The 17,455-nt window shown below is 60.3% G+C and carries 11 protein-coding genes; 2 read left to right on the forward strand and 9 right to left on the reverse strand.

Going from position 1 to position 17,455, the window contains the following annotated elements; genetic code table 11:
* Window positions 1-121 precede the first annotated feature (121 nt).
* From HFK74_RS05335 to HFK74_RS05355, 5 genes are all read right to left on the reverse strand, one after another.
* On the reverse strand, window positions 122-1,939 hold the full coding sequence (locus HFK74_RS05335) for an ABC transporter ATP-binding protein (protein ID WP_180202642.1): 1,818 nt from the start codon (window positions 1,937-1,939) through the stop codon (window positions 122-124).
* Complete coding sequence (locus HFK74_RS05340) at window positions 1,932-2,534, reverse strand: DsbA family protein (RefSeq protein WP_180202770.1); 603 nt, start codon at window positions 2,532-2,534, stop codon at window positions 1,932-1,934. The genes HFK74_RS05335 and HFK74_RS05340 overlap by 8 nt, the downstream gene beginning before the upstream one ends.
* 36 nt (window positions 2,535-2,570) lie before the next feature.
* Window positions 2,571-3,512: a rhodanese-related sulfurtransferase gene (locus tag HFK74_RS05345; protein WP_180202643.1), complete on the reverse strand. Its 942-nt coding sequence runs from the start codon at window positions 3,510-3,512 to the stop codon at window positions 2,571-2,573.
* 397 nt (window positions 3,513-3,909) lie between these two features.
* Window positions 3,910-4,209 (reverse strand): BolA family transcriptional regulator, encoded by a 300-nt coding sequence (locus tag HFK74_RS05350; RefSeq protein ID WP_180202644.1) that lies wholly within the window; start codon window positions 4,207-4,209, stop codon window positions 3,910-3,912.
* A 13-nt stretch (window positions 4,210-4,222) separates the two neighbouring features.
* Window positions 4,223-4,741, reverse strand: coding sequence for a DUF2059 domain-containing protein (locus HFK74_RS05355; protein WP_008060865.1), 519 nt, complete (start codon window positions 4,739-4,741; stop codon window positions 4,223-4,225).
* Between the two features lie 192 nt (window positions 4,742-4,933).
* Between HFK74_RS05355 and HFK74_RS05360 the strand changes: the two genes are divergently transcribed.
* Window positions 4,934-6,328 carry a class II fumarate hydratase gene (locus HFK74_RS05360; RefSeq protein ID WP_180202645.1) on the forward strand — a complete coding sequence of 465 codons (1,395 nt, stop codon included), beginning with the start codon at window positions 4,934-4,936 and terminating at the stop codon, window positions 6,326-6,328.
* 147 nt (window positions 6,329-6,475) lie between these two features.
* Here the strand turns inward: HFK74_RS05360 and HFK74_RS05365 are convergent, their stop codons facing one another.
* The 3 genes from HFK74_RS05365 to pap form a co-directional block, all read right to left on the reverse strand.
* The gene (locus tag HFK74_RS05365; RefSeq protein ID WP_180202646.1) at window positions 6,476-7,435 is read right to left on the reverse strand and encodes a DMT family transporter; all 960 of its coding nucleotides are present in this window, start codon (window positions 7,433-7,435) and stop codon (window positions 6,476-6,478) included.
* A 175-nt stretch (window positions 7,436-7,610) separates the two neighbouring features.
* Window positions 7,611-8,795 (reverse strand): thiolase family protein, encoded by a 1,185-nt coding sequence (locus HFK74_RS05370; RefSeq protein ID WP_180202647.1) that lies wholly within the window; start codon window positions 8,793-8,795, stop codon window positions 7,611-7,613.
* A gap of 105 nt (window positions 8,796-8,900) precedes the next feature.
* A complete protein-coding gene (gene pap, locus HFK74_RS05375) occupies window positions 8,901-10,406 on the reverse strand; it encodes a polyphosphate:AMP phosphotransferase (RefSeq protein WP_180202648.1) in 1,506 nt (501 codons plus the stop codon).
* A gap of 159 nt (window positions 10,407-10,565) precedes the next feature.
* On the opposite strand from pap, the gene mnmC reads away from it, so the two are divergent.
* Window positions 10,566-12,548 carry a bifunctional tRNA (5-methylaminomethyl-2-thiouridine)(34)-methyltransferase MnmD/FAD-dependent 5-carboxymethylaminomethyl-2-thiouridine(34) oxidoreductase MnmC gene (gene mnmC / locus HFK74_RS05380; protein ID WP_180202649.1) on the forward strand — a complete coding sequence of 661 codons (1,983 nt, stop codon included), beginning with the start codon at window positions 10,566-10,568 and terminating at the stop codon, window positions 12,546-12,548.
* Between the two features lie 5 nt (window positions 12,549-12,553).
* On the opposite strand, the gene HFK74_RS05385 is transcribed toward mnmC, so the two are convergent.
* Window positions 12,554-17,368, reverse strand: a complete 4,815-nt coding sequence (locus tag HFK74_RS05385; RefSeq protein WP_180202650.1) for an NEL-type E3 ubiquitin ligase domain-containing protein — start codon at window positions 17,366-17,368, stop codon at window positions 12,554-12,556.
* Window positions 17,369-17,455: the final 87 nt, after the last annotated feature.

The raw sequence follows: 17,455 nt of genomic DNA on the forward strand, positions 1-17,455 counted from the left end.
GCACTACCAGATCATCATCCACGTGATCGCTACAGCTAGACTAGGGGGCCTTCCGCATCCCGGCAAGCGGCACCCTGCCTCCCATTGCGGGAAAGTTCACTCAAGGTGCCTTGGCACTGACTCAGTGCTGCTGCAAATGTCCATAAAGCTTGGCGTACAGACCACCTTCGGCAATCAGCTGCTGGTGGTCGCCATCCTCGGCGATCTGACCGCCGTCAAACACCAGCACCCGATCGGCCTGTTTCACCGCGGACAAGCGGTGGGCGATGATCAGGGTGGTGCGGTGGCTGAGGAATCGCGCCAGGGCCTGGTGCAGGTTGTATTCGGTGGCGGCATCCAGCGCCGAGGTGGCCTCGTCGAGAATCACCACCTTGGGATCGGCCAGCACCATCCGCGCGATGGCCAGGCGTTGGCGCTGGCCGCCGGACAAGCGCACGCCGGAACGCCCGACGATGCTGTCCAGGCCATTGGGCAACTCGCGTACGGTGTTGTGCAATTGCGCGATTTCCAGGGCATTCCAGCACGCCTCGTCGCTGCGTTCACGCCCCATGGTCAGGTTCGCGCGGATGGTGTCATTGAACAGCGCCGGGTGTTGCAGGACCACCGCGACATTTTCCCGCACGGTTTCCAGGCCGATTTCCTGCTGGGTCGAACCACCGAAGCGGATGGTCCCGGCCAGCGGCGTGTACAAGCCGAGCAGCAACTGCACCAGGGTGCTCTTGCCGCCGCCGCTGGCGCCGACGATCGCGACCTTTTCGCCCGGCGCAATCGACAGATCCATCTGGTTCAACACCAGTTCGTCGCCATAGCCGAAACTCAATCCCTGAACTTCGATGCCAACGGTGTCACGACCTTTGAACGGGTCGACACCGCCCGGGTGTTGCGGCTCATCGGCCCGCGCAAGCAGCTCGTTGATCCGCGATAGTGCGCCGCCGGCAGCGTAATACGCGTACTGCAGGTTCAGCAGTTGTTCGACCGGGCCGATCATGAACCACAGGTAGCTGAATACCGCGAGCATCTGGCCGATGGACAGGTCGGAAAACAGCACGGTCAGCATGGCGGCGGCACGGAAAATATCGATTCCGAACTGGAACAGCAAACCGCTGGCCCGGTTCGAGGCATCGGTTTTCCATTGCGAGTTCACCGCGTAATCACGAACGTCCCGGGCACGTTGTCCCAAACGGCCGAGGAAAAAGCCCTGGCGGTTGCCGGCACGCACTTCCTGGATCGCGTCCAGGGTTTCGGTCAATGCCTGGGTGAAGCGCGAGGTGCTGTCGTTCTCGAGTTTCTTCAGGTGCTTGACCCGCTTGCCCAGCTGCACCGTGGCGTAGATCACCAGCGGATTGAACAACAGGATCAGCAACGCCAGTTGCCAGTGCATCCACACCAGGATGCCCGCGGTGCCCACCAGCGTCAGCATGGCCACCAGGAAACGACTGAGGGTTTCGCCGACGAATTTGTCCAGGGTGTCGAGATCGGTCACCAGGTGCGTGGTCACCGTGCCGCTGCCCAGGCTTTCATATTCCCCCAGCGAAATACGCTTGAGGCGTTCGATCAGGCGGATGCGAATGCGGTAGACGATGTCCTTGGCCAAGGCGGCAAACAGGCGCGCCTGCACCACGTTGAACAGCAATGCCGCGCAACGCAGGGCCAGGGTCACCACCAGCATCAGGCCGATGTAGCCCGCGGCTTTCTGCCAGCCCTCCGGCAATGCGAGGTTCATGATGTTCAGCGCGGCGTCACCGTGCCCCAGCAACACTTCGTCTACCAGCAACGGCAGGAGCAAGGGAATCGGTACGCTGCACAGGGTCGCCAACACGGCCACGCCGTTGGCGATCCACAGGGATTTCTTGTGATGAAGGGCCAGGCGACGGATTTCTGCCCAGCTCAGCCGGTCGACACGTTTAACGGTTGGGGTGTCGTTGGCCGGATCATGCACAGGCAGCACGCTCCAGCCAGCGGCCGAGCAACGGGGACAGGACACTGAGGGGCTGATAGCCATTGGTCAGCAACGCCAACTGGCCATTGCGTTCCGCCAGCAACGTCGGGAAACCGGCAATGCCCAGGTCCTGGACCCAGGTGAAATCGGCAGCCGTCGCGGCGTGCGTATCGGCACGGTCGAAAGCGGCGGCGAACTCGATGCGCGGCAGCCCGGCCCGTTCCGCCAACTCAACCAGAACGCTGGCGCGGGTGACATCGCGACCTTCGGCGTAAAACGCATGCTGGATCAACCCCAGCAGCTTCCACGCGCAATCCGGCGCCAGGCCCCGTGCAGTCACCAGCGCCCGGCAGGCCGGCTCGGTGTCATAGACGAAGCCGTCGGGCAACGCACCCTCGAGCTTGAAGGGTTGCCCCGTGGCCTCGGTGACGGCCTGCCAGTGCTCAAGGATGTAGCGGCGGGTGCTCGGCTCCAGCGCCGAGCCACTGCCGGTGCGCAACCCACCCACCACCAGGTGCACGTCCACGCCTGCGGCTTGCGCCTGCTCGACCAACGCGTTGGCAACCGGGGCGAAACCCCAGCACCAGGAACACATCGGGTCCATCACATAGAGCAGGCGTGCAGACATGGTTCAGGCCTCGGTGGATGCTTGCTTGTAGTTGCAGCCGATCGGGTGCGGCAGGTTGCGTGCCTTGGCCAGTTCGATCTGCTTTTGCCGGTCGATGGCGCTGCGACGGGTTTTCTCGCTCAGCGTATCCCAGCAATGCGGGCAACTGATCCCGGCCACATAATGCTCGCTGGCCCGGTCGTCGACGCTGACCGGTGTGCGGCAGGCATGACATTGATCGTAGTCGCCTTCGCTCAGGTCGTGGCGAACCGTCACGCGGTTGTCGAACACGAAGCAGTCGCCCTGCCACTTGGTTTCTTCCTGAGGCACCTCTTCGAGGTATTTCAGGATGCCACCCTTGAGGTGATAGACCTCATCGAAGCCCTCGCTGAGCATGTAGCTCGAAGCTTTTTCACAACGAATGCCGCCGGTGCAGAACATCGCCACCTTCTTGTGTACGGACGGATCGAAGTTGGCTTTGATGTAGTCGGGAAATTCGCGAAAACTGGTGGTTTTCGGGTCGATAGCGCCTTCGAAGGTGCCGATCGAGACTTCGTAGTCGTTGCGGGTATCGATCAACAGCACTTCCGGATCGCTGATCAGCGCGTTCCAGTCCTGCGGGTCGACGTAGGTGCCGACCTTCCTGTTCGGGTCCACGCCTTCGACGCCCAGGGTCACGATCTCTTTCTTGAGCTTGACCTTGGTGCGGTAGAACGGCTGCTCGTCGCAGTACGACTCTTTATGGTCGATGTCGTCCATGCGCGGGTCGTTCTTGAGCCAGGCCATCAGCCCGTCAATGCCTTCGCGGCTGCCAGACACGGTGCCGTTGATGCCTTCTTCGGCGATCAGCAGCGTGCCTTTGATGCCGTTGTCGACCATGGCCTTGAGCAGGGGCTCGCGCAGGGCGACGTAATCTTGCAGGGTGACGAACTTATACAGTGCCGCCACGACAATCTGTTGTGTCATGGGTAAATCTCCAGGTGGCTACCCTCGTAAGGGGTGAACCGGATGCGAAAAAAAACGCGCCGGGTGAGCGGCGCGTTTCATAGTCTAACAAAAATAACGCCATTTCTGTAGGAGCCAGGCTTGCCGGCGAACCAGACGCTGCGGTGTATCTGTCGTACCGCGTAATCGTTCTTCGCCGGCAAGCCTGGCTCCTACAAGCGAACCGGACGCTGCGGTGTATCTGTCTTACCGCGTAATCGTTCTTCGCCGGCAAGCCTGGCTCCTACAAGCGAACCAGACGCTGCGGTGTATCTGTCGTACCGCGTAATCGTTCTTCGCGGGCAAGCCTCGCTCCTACAGGCGAAGGCATCCTCGAGATCGCCTTCGCTGGCAAGCCAGCTCCTACAGGAGGGGCGTGTCAGGATTTACTGCCACCAGCACAAGTCGGCGAGGCCGGGGCCGCGTCGATGTGCGCCCATTCCTCCGGCGTGTAGGTGTGCAGCGCCAAAGCGTGGAACTCGCCCATCAGCTCGCCAAGCGTGCCGTAGACTTTCTGGTGGCGCTTGACCCGGTTCAAGCCTTCGAACTGTGCACTGACCACCACGGCCTTGAAGTGGGTTTGCAACCCACGGCTGTGCATGTGGCTTTCATCCAGCACCTGCAAATGCTCGGGCTGAAGCAGGCCCAGCGTCGATTCAATGCGTTGTTGCATGGTCATGCCCAACTCCGGCTCAAGGCTTTTTCTTGGCTGGTGCGGCTTTAGGCTCCAGCTCGGCAGTCATGTCAGCCAGCAGCTTGTTGACCACAGGCACCGCGCTTTCCAGCTTGGCCTGGGTCATCTGGGCCGATTGCTGGGTCAGCTGCGGCATTTTCTCCAGGACTTTCTTGCCCAGTGGCGACTGGTAGAACGCGACCAGGTCCTTGAGCTCCGACTCGGTGAAGTTGGTGGTGTAGAGCTTGACCATGTCCGGCTTCAGCTTGTTCCAGCCAATGGCCTGGTCCAGGGCGGCGTTGGCCTTGGCCTGGTAGGTTTCGAGTACGGCTTTTTTCGACTCGGGGGCTTTGGTTTGCTGGAAGCGCTGGGCGAACATCTGCTGTACTTGCATGTACACCGGAGTACCCAGTTTGTCCGCATGCGCCAGGGTCAGGAAAGCCTCGGCACTGGCGTTGTGGCTGGCGGTATCGGCAAAAACAGGGCCGCTGGCGCAGACCAGTGCAACCGCGGTACAGATGGCACGAAGACGAGTCATCGAGTTTCCTTTTCTAGCAGGCGAGGTAAAACCCCAAGGACGTCCATTCTGCGCCTAAAAAACTCTGTCGCTCAACCCCAAGCCTTGTCGCGCCTGATTTAGAGGGGTTGAATGGGCAGAATCCAGACTGATGGAACCACGGCCGCCGATCACGGCCTAAACTGCGCAATCAGACCTACAGGAGTGTGCACGATGAGCCGAATCGAAACCGACAGCCTGGGCCAGGTGGAAGTCCCGGATGAGGCCTATTGGGGGGCTCAGACACAACGCTCGCTGGTCAACTTTGCCATCGGCGACGAACGCATGCCGCTGGCGGTACTGCACGCCTTGGCGCTGATCAAGAAAGCGGCGGCGCGGGTCAACGACCGTAACGGCGATCTGCCCGCCGACATCGCCAGGCTGATCGAGCAGGCGGCCGATGAAGTGCTCGATGGCGAGCATGACGATCAGTTCCCGCTGGTGGTCTGGCAGACCGGCAGCGGCACCCAGAGCAACATGAACGTCAACGAAGTGATCGCCGGACGCGCCAACGAACTGGCCGGCAACCCGCGTGGCGGCAAGTCGCCGGTGCACCCCAACGATCACGTCAACCGCTCCCAGAGTTCCAACGACTGCTTCCCCACGGCCATGCACATCGCCGCCGCACAGGCGGTGCAACAGCATTTGCTACCGGCGATCAGCGAACTGTCCGGTGGCCTGGCCGAGCTGTCGGCCCGCCACATGAAACTGGTCAAGACCGGCCGCACCCACATGATGGACGCCACGCCGATCACCTTTGGCCAGGAAGTCTCGGCGTTCATCGCCCAGCTCGATTACGCCGAACGGGCGATCCGCAGCGCACTGCCGGCGGTCTGTGAGCTGGCCCAGGGCGGTACGGCGGTCGGCACCGGGCTGAACTCGCCCCACGGTTTCGGTGAAGCCATCGCCGCGGAACTGGCCGCCCTTTCCGGCTTGCCGTTCATCACCGCACCGAACAAGTTTGCGGCACTGGCCGGCCACGAACCACTGACCACTCTGTCTGGCGCGCTGAAAACCCTCGCCGTGACCCTGATGAAAATTGCCAATGACTTGCGCTTGCTCGGCTCCGGCCCGCGCGCCGGCTTTGCCGAAGTCAAACTGCCGGCCAACGAGCCGGGCAGTTCGATCATGCCGGGCAAGGTCAACCCGACCCAGTGCGAGGCGCTGTCGATGCTGGCCTGCCAGGTCTTGGGCAACGACGTGACCATCGGCTTCGCGGCGAGCCAGGGTCACCTGCAGCTGAATGTGTTCAAGCCGGTGATCATCCACAACCTGCTGCAATCGATCCGCCTGCTGGCCGATGGCTGCAGCAACTTCCAGGAGCATTGCATCGCGGGCCTGGAGCCGGACGCCGGGCAAATGGCTGAGCATCTGGAACGCGGCTTGATGTTGGTGACGGCGCTGAATCCGCACATTGGTTATGACAAATCGGCGGAGATCGCCAAGAAGGCTTACAGCGAAGGGCTGACGTTGCGTGCGGCGGCGTTGCAGCTGGGGTATCTGACCGATGAGCAGTTCGATGCCTGGGTGCGGCCGGAGAATATGCTGGAGGCTGGGGCCAAGGGCTGAATTCCTGTAGCGCCTGTTAGTTCGCCTTCGCGGGCAAGTCGGATCGCCGCCCGCTCGCTCCTACAGGTTTGGTGTCGATTGCAATATTTGTGACCGTCACCCGTCCTTGTAGGAGCGAGGCTTGCCCGCGAAGAACGATAACGCGGTCTAACTGGCCGCCATCCTCACCTTGCGCGCCTTGAGCCCGGCAATCAACGACGGCCCCAACGCCACCAGCGCCGACCCCAATACCACCAGCACCGCCCCGCCATACCCCAAACCATTGATGGTTTCGGCATGCACGTACTCCGGCCACCACCAGGCGGCCAGTGCAACGGCACCAAAAGTCACCAAGGGTGTAATGGCCAGCGTCGCACTGACCCGCGACGCCTCCCAATGCGCCAGCGCCTCGGCAAATGCGCCATAGGCAATCAGGGTGTTCATGCAGCACGCCAGCAACAGCCAGCCTTGCAACGGGTTCAATTGCAGTGCTTCCAACGGATGCACCCAAGGCGTCAGCAACAGCCCGCAGAACAGGTAGATCACCATCATCACCTGCAGCGAATTCCACACCGTGAGCAATTGCTTCTGCCCCAGCGCATAAAAGGTCCAGACCGTAGACGCCAGCAACACCAGCAACACACCGGCGGTGTAGTCGCTCAACGAGGTCAACAGCTCACTCAGGCGCTGATTGAAAAACAGGACGAAGCCGACCAACAGCACGATCAGGCCAATCCCCTGCCCCAGGCTGAACCGCTCCTTGAACACAAACACACTGGCGATCAGCAACATGATCGGGCCCATCTGCACCACCAGTTGCGCGGTGCCGGGACTGAGCAGGTTGAGCCCCATCAGGTACAGCACGTAGTTGCCCACCAGGCCCAGCACGGCCATAAGCACCAGCCAGCCACCCCGCGGCCCGAGCACCTTGCGGCTCGGCAGGCGCCTGGTCGCCGCCAGGTAAAGGAACAGGCAGCCGCCGGACACCATCAGGCGAAACCAGGTCACCGTGACCGGGTCCATCACCAGCAGCACCTGCTTGAGCTTGATCGGCAGGATTCCCCACAACAGCGCGGTCAGCAAGGCCAGGAATAGCCCATAACCCCAGCGACCCGATGAAATGTGCATGCGAACCCCGATCCGGAAAAACAAGTCGCATCATTCTAGGCGTTGAGACGCATGGCACACAGGGACAGTTAACGCCTGGCCGCGAATGAAACTGTGCAGGTCGCAACCATTTTCTGGCGAGGCGCCGCCGACCAGCTGACCAGGCGGCGCAAGGGGTTCATGCACAAGCGTCGGATCAGCGCACCGCCTCGAACAATCCGGTAGCCCCCATCCCGCCGCCCACGCACATGGTGACGATGCCGTAACGCAGATTGCGCCGCTGCAACTCGCGAACGATGTGCCCGACCTGACGCGAACCGGTCATGCCGAACGGGTGGCCAATGGAGATCGAGCCGCCATTGACGTTGTACCTGTCGTTGTCGATCTCCAGCCGGTTACGCGCGTACAGGCACTGCGAGGCGAAGGCTTCGTTGAGTTCCCACAAATCGATGTCGCCCAGGTGCAGGCCCTTGGCCTTGAGCAGCTTGGGCACCGAGAACACCGGGCCGATGCCCATCTCGTCCGGTTCGCAGCCCGCCACGGTGAATCCGCGGAAGAACGCCTTGGGCTTCAACCCTAGCGCCAGGGCTTTTTCCAGGCTCATCACCAGGGTCATGGAAGCGCCGTCGGACAGCTGCGACGAGTTACCGGCGGTGACCGAGCCATCTTCGAGGAACACCGGTTTCAACCCGGCCAGGCTTTGCAGGGTGGTCTCAGGTCGGTTGCAGTCATCGTGATCCACGACACCTTCGAGAATCTGCACCTGGCCGCTGGCCTTGTCTTCAACCCGATACTTCACCGCCATCGGCACGATCTCATCGTCGAACAACCCCGCCGCTTGTGCCTGGGCAGTGCGCTGCTGGCTTTGCAAGGCATACAGGTCCTGTTCTTCGCGGCTGACGTCGTAACGTCGAGCGACGATTTCGGCGGTCTGGCCCATCGGGAAGTAGATCCCCGGCACCTGTTCCTTGAGCAGCGGGTTGATCAGGTGATCGGTGTTGATGCTTTTCATCGTCAGGCTGATGGACTCGACGCCACCGGCAACGATGATGTCGCTGCAACCGGATGCGATCTGGTTGGCGGCAATGGCGATTGCCTGCAAGCCCGACGAGCAGAAGCGGTTCAGGGTCATGCCGGCCACACCAATGCCCAGGCGCGACAATACCGCGACGTTGCGCCCGATGTTATAGCCCTGGGAGCCTTCGTTGGAGCCGGCACCGACGATGCAGTCCTCGACACTGGCCGGGTCGATCCCGGTGCGCGCCAGCAAGGCGTCGACACAATGCGCCGCCATGTCGTCGGGACGGGTCATGTTGAACTTGCCGCGAAAGGATTTGGCCAGGCCGGTCCGCACGCTGTCGACGATCACCACTTCACGCATGGCATACCTCATTGTTGTTGTCGGTTGAGAGTGAACCGAGCATAAGCCCGCCCAATAACCGACCGCGACAATCATTCACCTCGCGTATGCGCAACCATCGCCTGGCTACTTGCCCTTGCGCTTGTCCGACTTTTCGAACGCCTCTTCCAGTGCGCGGTTGATGGTGCGCAGCACCTTGACCCGGGCCCAGCGCTTGTCATTGGCCTCCACCAGGGTCCAGGGCGAGATTTCCGTGCTGGTACGGTCAACCATGTCGCCGACGGCGGTGCGATAGTCATCCCACTTTTCGCGGTTGCGCCAATCGTCCTCGGTGATCTTGAAGCGCTTGAACGGGATCTCTTCGCGTTCCTGGAAACGCTCCAGCTGCGTCTGCTTGTCGATGGCCAGCCAGAACTTGACCACGATCACTCCGGCATCGCTGAGCTGCTCCTCAAAATCGTTGATTTCACCGTAGGCACGCAGCCAGTCTGCCGGGGTGCAGAAGCCTTCGATGCGTTCCACCAACACCCGGCCATACCAGGAACGGTCGAACACGGTGAATTTGCCCCGCGCGGGAACATGCCGCCAGAAACGCCAGAGATACGGCTGCGCCCGTTCCTCTTCGGTGGGCGCGGCAATCGGTACGATGTTGTATTGGCGCGGGTCCAGTGCCGCGGCCACCCGGCGAATCGCCCCGCCCTTGCCCGCTGCGTCATTGCCTTCAAACACCGCCATCAGTGCGTGGCGGCGCATGCGTTTGTCGCGCATCAACCCGGAAAACCTGGCCTGTTCGGTGATCAGTTGCTCTTCATAATCGCCCTTGGCCAGATTCAAGGTCAGGTCGAGGCTGTCCAGCAGATTCAATTGATCGACGCTTGGGAACACCGGCGCGGCGTTGACTTTTTCCGGGTGGATTTGCGGCCGTTTCAGGGCGGCCTGCAGGCCTTCGAGCAGAATTTTCCCGACCACCAGGCTGCGATAATGCGCATCCTTTCCGGCGATCACATGCCACGGCGCATAGTCGCGGCTGGTGCGCCGCAAGACGCGTTCACCGTATTTCACAAAGCGGTCGTAGGTTTCGGACTGCTGCCAGTCCAGCGGGCTGATCCGCCAGCTGTGCAGCGGGTCATCAGCCAGCGCCTTGAGGCGTGCCTTCATTTGTTTCTTGGAGAGGTGGAACCAGAACTTGAAGATCAGTGCGCCTTCGTCGCACAGCATTTTTTCCAGGCGTTCGGCGCCGTTGATGCTTTGATCGAACCTCGGGTCCTTGATAACGCCGTGCACCCGGGCCTGCAGCATCTGGCTGTACCAGTTGCCGAAGAAGATGCCCATGCGGCCCTGGGCCGGAAGCATCCGCCAATAGCGCCAGGCCGGTGGCCGCGCCAGCTCTTCGTCGGTTTGCTGATCGAAGGTGCGGACCTCGATCAAGCGCGGGTCCATCCATTCATTGAGCAACTTGACCGTCTCGCCCTTGCCGGCGCCTTCGATGCCGTTGATCAGGATGATCACCGGGAAGCGGCTCTGCTGGCGCAATTCGAATTGCGCTTCAAGCAAGGCTTCACGCAAGGCCGGTACCTCGGCGTCGTAGGTTTCTTTGTCGATGGCGTGATCGATTTCAGCAGATTCGAACATGGGCGGCTCCCTGGCAGATTTGAGCAAGATTAGTGGATTGACTGCTCCTGCGGGGCAGAAATCCCATTTTCATCGCTTTGGCCGTTGCAGGCCTTGCCATGGATCATGCCCCCTGCCGCGATCGGATAGAATGGCGACCTTGCCGTGACCGAGCCTGCCATGAAACCTGTAATGCCCCATGCCCAGATCGACTGGGACGACCAAGGGCTCCCGCGCTCGCGGGTGTTCGATGATGTGTATTTTTCCGACCTGTCCGGGCTGGACGAAACCCGCTATGTGTTCCTGGAACAGAACGCTTTGGGTGAACGATTCGCCGCGCTGCCGGCGGGCGGGCGATTGGTGATTGGCGAAACCGGGTTCGGTACCGGGTTGAATTTCCTGTGCGCCTGGCAGTTGTTCGAGCAGCACGCTGTGGCCGGTGCACGACTGCATTTTGTCAGTGTCGAAAAATACCCGTTGAGCCTGCCCGACCTGCAACGGGCGTTGGCGTTGTGGCCGGAACTCAAGCCATTCGCCGATCAACTGCTGGCGCAATACAGGGCGATCCACCAAGGCTTCCAGCGCCTGGTCCTGGATAACGGCCGCGTCACGCTCACCTTGCTGATCGGCGATGCGCTGGAGCAGCTACCGCAACTGGATGCGCAGATCGACGCCTGGTTTCTCGACGGTTTCGCTCCGGCGAAAAACCCCGACATGTGGACCGCCGAACTGTTTGCCGAGCTGGCCCGCCTGGCGGCGCCCGGTTCGACCATCAGCACCTTCACCAGCACCGGTTGGGTGCGCCGGCTGCTCAACGCCGCAGGCTTCAAGATGAAACGCACGCCCGGCATCGGCCACAAATGGGAAATCCTGCGCGGCACTTTCCTCGGCTGGCCAGCAGAAACCCCGAAGCCCGCTGTGGCGAAACCCTGGTTTGCCCGACCGACCCCGCTCACCGGGGAACGCCGTGCGCTGGTGATCGGCGCCGGGCTGGCCGGTTGTGCCACCGCCGCCAGCCTGGCTGCACGCGGTTGGCAGGTGCGTCTGCTGGAGCGTCACGATGCGCTGGCGCAGGAAGCCTCGGGCAATCCCCAGGGCGTGCTGTACCTCAAGCTGTCCGCCCACGGCACAGCGTTGTCGCAATTGATTGTCAGCGGATTCGGTTACACCCGACGCTTGCTTGAGCACTTGCAACGGGGCGTTGACTGGGATGATTGCGGGGTCTTGCAACTGGCCTTCAATGCCAAGGAAACCGAGCGTCAGGCGCAACTGGCGACGGCGTTCCCCAGTGAATTGCTGCACACACTCGACCAGGCACACGCCGAGGCTCGTGCCGGTATCGCCCTGCCATCGGGAGGCCTGTTTTACCCCGAAGGCGGCTGGGTACATCCGCCCGCGCTGTGCCAATGGCAGGCCGGACAATCGAACATTGAGCTGCTGACCCATCACGATGTGCTGGAGTTGCGCCGTGTGGACGGCGGTTGGCAAGCATGGGATGGCGAAAAGTTGCTGGCCGACGCACCTGCCGTGGTGCTGGCCGGCGCTGCCGAGATCAAGCGATTCACCTTCAGCAGCGAGTTGCCGCTCAAGCGTATTCGCGGACAAATCACCCGCTTGCCCCAGACCTCTGAAAGCCAGGCACTGGGCACCGTCGTCTGCGCAGAAGGTTATGTCGCCCCAGCTCGTTTGGGTGAACACACCCTGGGCGCCAGTTTTGATTTCAACTCCGATGACCTGACCCCGACCGCTGCCGAACATGCAGGCAATCTGCAAATGCTCGAAGAAATTTCGGCAGACCTGGTCGCTCGGCTCGGCGCAAATGCATTGCAACCTGATGCACTTGCAGGTCGCGCAGCGTTTCGCTGCACCAGCCCGGATTACTTGCCAATCGTCGGGCCATTGGCCGACAGCCAGGTATTCGTCGACGCCTACAGCGCCTTGAGCAAGGATGCCCGGCAAATCCCGGACATCCCTTGCCCCTGGCTGGATGGCCTGTACGTCAACAGTGGCCACGGTTCCCGAGGCTTGATCACCGCACCGTTGTCAGGCGAGTTGCTGGCGGCGTGGCTGGACAACGAACCGCTGCCCTTGCCCAGGGCCGTGGCCGAGGCGTGCCATCCGAACCGCTTCGCCTTGCGCCGATTGATTCGAGGCAAGGCCTGAGGCGATCAATCCAGCGCAAAGCAGGTCTTTGCCGCGTCGGCCGCCAAGGCTGCCTGGGTCAGCTCCTTTAATAAATTGCTCTCAGCCGTATTCATTTCAGCCTGGATTTTGGCGACCGTGGCGTCATAATCCTCGCCAAGGTTTACCTTGTCTTCATCCGCTGCCTCCAGCTTCACATGAAAGCGCGCGATCATTTCGGAGAATTTCTCGCCATGATGTTCTCGCAAAAAGTCGCTCCAGAACTCGCGACCGGTGAGGTCGTTCAATAGTTCAGGTGAGTGTTCTGCGGCAATGACTCTGTTGTAGGCCCGGTTCAGATCTTTTGCGTCTACGCCACTGATCGCTCCATAACGCATGTGCTGGGGCTGACCAATCAGTTCGAGCCTGTCGGCCAGACCGATGCGATAAGCCAGCTCCACTTCAACATCATCGAGCGCTGGACTGGCCGCGACCCGTTCTTTGGCAATTTTGGCCAGATAATCCAGGCGGAACAGGCTTCGTCCAAGTTTCAACAGCCGAGCGGCCTGATCATGGGCGTTAGCGGACAGTCGAACCACCTTGTCGATCTCGACGGCGACCTCAAGATTACTGAAGAGCGACGCCGCGTCATCAGCACAACGGGCTGTCGCGGCCATCTTCAGCAATCGACGGCACAACGCCTCATCGCTCCGTATCGCCTCTATGACACTCCAAACCCGCCGCGTCATGTCTTCGCGTACAAAGCGGCTATCGGCCGAGCTTCCAAGTTGTGCCAGCAACTCAAAGAATGCTTTCGATTTGGGGTTTTCCTTCAGCGCCAGCCATACACCATTACGACTGGTATAGGTCGCTTCAGCCGGTGTTGGCATCCACAGGTCTCGAGCCATTTGATCATGGACCACCACAGTTTCATTTGGCCACAACCCCATCCCGATGCCCGTATTGCCATGGAAGGTTCCCAGCCTCGCTCGGCTACGTGCGGATACGGGGTTACTACTCAGGTTGATCGCCAGAGCGCTTCGCTGACGGAGGTTGTACAGCCATTCCGGCAACTCCACTATTTCGTTTCCTCGCAGATCTACGAACTCCAGATTCTGCAAGTCAGCAAGCCCGACTGGCAGTTCCGTCGCGTAAGTATCACGCAGCGACAGTTCTTTAAGATTCGGCATTTTGCTGACGTCAACCGTGGCTCCCAGGCGATTGCCGTTCAGCCTCAACGAGCGCAATTGGCGCATATCCGTCAGTTTGCGCAAGGTGTACACGTCCAGTTTTATCTGATTACCCTCCAGGCTCAAATGCTCAAGATTAGGCATGAACGACAACGCTTCAGGCAATCGCGTGAGTTTATTGTGGTCCAGGTTCAGCGTGACAAGCCCCTTGAACGGTGTAAGGAAATACGCCAACTCATCGCCAGCCTGCATCTCAGTGATGGAAAGGCTGCGCACATGGGCAACATCCTGCTCGGTCAGCGTCGGCAATGGGCCTACAGGGTTGCGCTCCAGCCTGAGCATTGTAGAAGTGCGAGTGGACCGTGCTATCCGGCGCCAGCATTTTTCGATGGTATTGGCCACTTGGCGACGGCTGACACGGATATCGTTTAGCTGCCCCGGTACCGTCTTCATTGCCGCTTCATCGACACGCCAGGTGTGCAGCACACCGCGCAATTTTTCCAGTTGCTGCTCCAGCACTTTGATGCGATTGACCCGCTGCATCTGGGTGGTGCCGGCGCTGTCGAGAAACTCCGAAGCCTGGGCATTCGTGAACAGCGGATAGAGCTTTTTGACTTTACGAATCAAGCCCCTTGCATGAGAGGCCGTAGCGGGGGGATCTGCCAGGACGCAAGCAGAAAGATACTGGGGTGTCTCACTGCGCTCCCCTCGTAACACTCGCCCGGTACGCGCCGGATCGCCAGCGGCGGCCCTCATCAGTCGTGATCGCATCGTCGGCACATCCAGCGCATGGTCGCCAGTGAGACTCATGCGGGTGCGCTGGGTGGCTGGCAATGCGTCAAGTACCGACTCAAGCAGCGTGTCGCCAAACAGCGTGGAAGACACATTGCCATTGTTTTCGGTAACCTGGTAGCCGGTGGGCGTCCTGACAATGATCCGCAGCAATTGCGCATCCGTCTCGCCCACACTGTCCAGCAAGGTGCCGGTCGCGCGCGCCTCTCGCACTTCAATTCGACAGCTGTCATCCCAGCCTTGCACCCTGTCCATAAGCCCGAGCGTCAGTCTGTCGGTATCGGCATTGGCCAATGGCGGGAGGTGCAACCCGGTGAGCGCACGGTCCTGCCTGATCTGCGCCTGTGCCTCGCTGACCTCCCGGGCGAGATCCATTCCCAGGATCTTGCGGTCACGCAAAAAACTGAGATCCCTGCCAGAGGCGTTATCCAGCAATTCCTGGCGCACCCGAACGGGAAGGTCTGTGGCGTGTTCGCCCAACGTCGCCACGTCACCGGTGGCGCTGCCGTCCCAGGTTTTATAGAGCCACTCAAACAGCGGCTGGCGATTACTCTTGAGGCTTGTCGCGATCTTCTTGGCCAGCAACTGAGATTTCGATTCAGTGGTTGTAACTCCGATGATGTCCTGCACCTCATGCGGATAGAGACCACTGATGACCGTATCGAGCAGTTTCCCCGAATCCAGATCCGACTGATAGACGTGCACGCTGTTGACGTCATCATCGCGTGGAGCTGTCTCGGGGAAGCGGGACACCACCAGGTCCTTCTCGTCGCGCACTTCAATGAAACGCTCCTCCGGCCAGCCGGATAGCTTCGGCAGTGTAAGCAGTTGCTCCTGGATGAAGTCCTTGTTTGCGGTCTCCCCCCGGTCCATTGCCGTGACCATCTCGGTGATGCGCCGATCAATCCTGAAGCGCTCGACACAATCGGTCAGCCGCTGCGGTAACTTGAGGTTGCCTTGATGAAGCTGGTGCAACTTTTCAGGGGTCATGTCGGTGATGTCGGCAATCGCGTCCAGATCGCTGCCCAGATCACTCAGGCGCGGATCCGTGCGCCCCAAGGCATAAGCACCGTCGCGCCACTCGTGTGCGTGCTCATAAACATGCCGCCAGCCGCCTTCCACATTTCGCTCGACGGCAGGCGCAAAGGCGTCAGTGCGCAGAGGATGATTGAGGGTCCATGTCGATCCCGCTGCGTTGCGGGTGGCTCGATAGGGAGCGCCCTCGATGACGATCGATGTCTGCCCCGCATGCCGGTAAAGCCCTTGCGCATCAGGTTGCGCGTCGATTGGCAGGGTCGTGGTCTGTTTATAGGGCTCGAGGTCGGGTTTCCACAATCTTGCTTTACCATCAGTGCGAGTGACCGCCTCGAAGCCGTCGAAGAATTCCTCCTGTTCCTTCGCGCCCTTACCGATCACTTTGCCGATGATTTTTCCGCCGACGGCAAACGCTGCCAGCTGTGCAACGTTTTCCACCACACTCAACAAATGTTTCAACGCCTCGGCCCGCTCGTCGTGCGTCCAGTCAACCACACCTTCATACACGTCGATGAGGATGTCGACGGCGGCCGTCATCAGCATCAAATGACCAATCACGGGTACGAAAAAAGCAGCTGCGTTCAGTAGTAGGAGACCACCATCGAGCAATAGCTCAAGGGTTTTTTCCCGTTGCTGCTCATCGACGTCTGCAGTCGGCACGGCAAGCACTCGTGCGTCTTTTTGAGTCGTGCTGACAAAAGTACTGAAGAAAAAATCGGCAAGACACGTGTCTGCAGGCGCGGCAGCGAGCGTGCCCAACGTCTTGGTCTTGTCAAACTCGGTAAAAAACCCGGTTTTATCGTGACCATGCAAGTACTGCTCGATGAAAGATTTTCTGTAGCTTTTGCTTTGCAGATGGAGGGTCAGGTAGACCTTGAATTCATCCAGCGAGGCGTATTCATACAGCGGTCGTCGGGGTTCGTTCGGCATGTAGACGACACACCGGGCCTTGGGCTCGGTATCGATGGAGACTCTGGTAAATACCAGTGCCCCACAGATGCAGGTGTCATGAATCATCAAGCCCTGCCAATGCACCGGACCGCCATCGAACAGCGCATCCCTGGTTTGAGCGGCCGGGAGATCCTGATCGATCACACTCAGCAGCATCGTGTAGACCGCGGGAGTGATGTCATTTTTCAGGGAGGCCATGTGCAGGGCAACTCGCATGTCCAGCACCTTCAGCCGCCGGATGTCCGCGACGCTGGCCCGATCATCCACAGGCGCATTCGCTGCGGGTCTGGCCGGCAAGGCCAGGGCCTGGTCGATATGGCGCTGATAGCGGGCACCCAGGTCGAGTTCACGACTCAGTGCGGCAAATTTTACCGGGGTGATTTCGGCGCCTGACTGGGCTTGTTCATTGATGCGAATGACCGACTCCGCCGTAAAACCGCCACTCGTTGCTTCTCCAGCGGTGAAGTTTTCCATGGCCGCCTGGAGCAGGCTGCGTGATGTGGTGGTTTTTAGATCTGGGTACCCGAAGGCAGGGAGTGCGCCTGTGGACGTGTACTGTGTTTTCGTGATGTCCAGCATGTCCCGCTCGACGTCAAAATCGACCGTCCATTTACCCTTGAGGAACGTGATCAGTTGCTCTTTGCAGAACTCGTCCAAAGGCTTGAGCTGTTTGAGCGCCTCCTTGACTTTGTCTTGAGTGGCAAAAGACTGCTCGAACGCAGCCTTCAACGCCTGCACCACGTTCAGATCCGCTGTCGCCAACCATGGAGCAATAGACGCTTGCAGCACTTGCGCCTTGTCCAGGTCACCTGTGTGTTCCAACAACGCTTCGAGGTGCTCTGCCGATGTCAGTGGCACCGCTGCGGGGGGTGTTTTGGAAGTTGTAGCCTGCATGAGCAATATCCTTATTGCATTAAGAGACGCTCAGTTTAGGAAGCCCGGCAGGCAATTGATAATTCGAATACCGGGTCGGATCGCACC

Origin of the sequence: Pseudomonas sp. SbOxS1, assembly GCF_013416725.1 — a bacterium.
Classification (GTDB): domain Bacteria; phylum Pseudomonadota; class Gammaproteobacteria; order Pseudomonadales; family Pseudomonadaceae; genus Aquipseudomonas.